This window comes from Palleronia aestuarii, from assembly GCF_003253995.1.
Lineage (GTDB): Bacteria > Pseudomonadota > Alphaproteobacteria > Rhodobacterales > Rhodobacteraceae > Palleronia > Palleronia aestuarii.
The window spans coordinates 1-1,430 of sequence record NZ_QKZL01000074.1 but is presented as its reverse complement, the minus strand read 5'-3'; the positions used below and the strand labels follow the sequence as shown (position 1 = coordinate 1,430).

Genomic DNA, 1,430 nt, shown 5'->3' with positions numbered 1-1,430 from the left:
GCCTCGGTCAGCCAAAACAGGTTGCTCATGCATGTTGTCTCCTCGCGGAGCCTGAATCACGACCAACGTCGTCAATCAATGGGTCCTGAGCCTAAAACGAGTCGGTTTAGTATAACGTCTTTTGGTAGCCGTCCTCCAATGCCTCATTCAACCTATCCAATTCCCCCTTGTCGCTCGGGGCGGCATTTGTGGCATCCAAAGCAATCTTCATAAGGGAAGGCAGCTTACTTCGATCTTGATAGTGATCGGGATTCCACAGATGTGATCGACGAAAAGCCTTTGCGCAGTGGATGAAAACTGTTTGAACCTCGACCACAATCGCCAATTTGGGTAGGCGGCCATCTACTGAAAGGCTTTCGAGAAGAGTAGGATCTACTACCAATGTTGCCTTGCCGTTTACACGCATCGTATCGTCAAAACCGGGTATGACAAACAATAGACCCACATGGGGGTTCACGACAATATTTGATAAGCTATCGAGGCGATTGTTGCCGGGTCTGTCAGGGATCGCCAGTGTCTTGTCGTCAATGATCTCGACAAAACCAGCAGGATCGCCGCGTGGGCTGACATCCGCTTTGCCCTCATTACCTTGCGTGCCTATGCAGACAAACGGGCTTCTTTCAATGAAAGCCCGCGCGTGCTCATCAATATAGCTCTGCACTTTTTTAATAGCTAAATCATGGGTGGGCGGGAACAAGGATCGTAGTTCGCTTTCATTAGATATGATGTACTCAGGCGAAGGTTTATAGGATGTCATTTTCGTCTTAGCCATGTTTTTATCCCTTGCTGGTAAGTTAACTGACCTACCACTGAACTTTCATCCCGCCGTGACCGGATTGCAGTTGCTCCTGCCCTACCCCCAAACCTTGATCCGTCCAAAAGCAGAGTTTTCCGGCTTCTGCTCCGCTCCCTAATCCTAGATCGCCACCGGCTAGAGTTTCCGGCTTGGAGCACTGTAGCGGGCTGGCTGTACCACCGGGAATGTGCAGGTAGATCGGGACTTTGTATCCGATCGCGCTGTGCGGTCTGGCCTCGCTGTAGTCGCTACGCCAAGCTTCCAGCTTTTCACGGGCCTCGGCAAGATCCATGAACCAGTGGGCGTTCAGGCACTCCGACCGAAGCTTGCCGTTGAAGGCCTCGCTGTAGCCGTTGTCCGTCGGCTTGCCGGGCCGCGAGAAGTCCAGCGTGACGTCGTTGGCATAGGCCCAGAGATCAAGGTCCCGGCTGACGAATTCGGTCTCGTAGCACGTCGGGAACGAGCGCTGCGAATAGGTTATGGCCGGGTCCTGACCCGGTAAACTGGCCCAGGCTGTTAAGTACGGCCCTCGAGTTGGACAGGATTTCAGGCATGGATTGACAGGTCCGGGCTCATCCGAGGGAGACGGCCGATGCCGAGACGACACCGCAGCCATAGCATGGAGCTGAAGCGC

The 1,430-nt window shown here is 53.8% G+C and carries 1 protein-coding gene and 1 pseudogene; both read right to left on the bottom strand.

Annotated features, from left to right (window positions below; all coding sequences use genetic code 11):
* Nucleotides 1-106 precede the first annotated feature (106 nt).
* Nucleotides 107-772: a pyridoxamine 5'-phosphate oxidase family protein gene (locus LX81_RS21780; protein ID WP_234822804.1), complete on the bottom strand. Its 666-nt coding sequence runs from the start codon at nucleotides 770-772 to the stop codon at nucleotides 107-109.
* Nucleotides 773-983: 211 nt separating this feature from the next.
* A pseudogene (locus tag LX81_RS23090) lies at nucleotides 984-1,430 on the bottom strand (integrase core domain-containing protein); the annotation flags it as partial.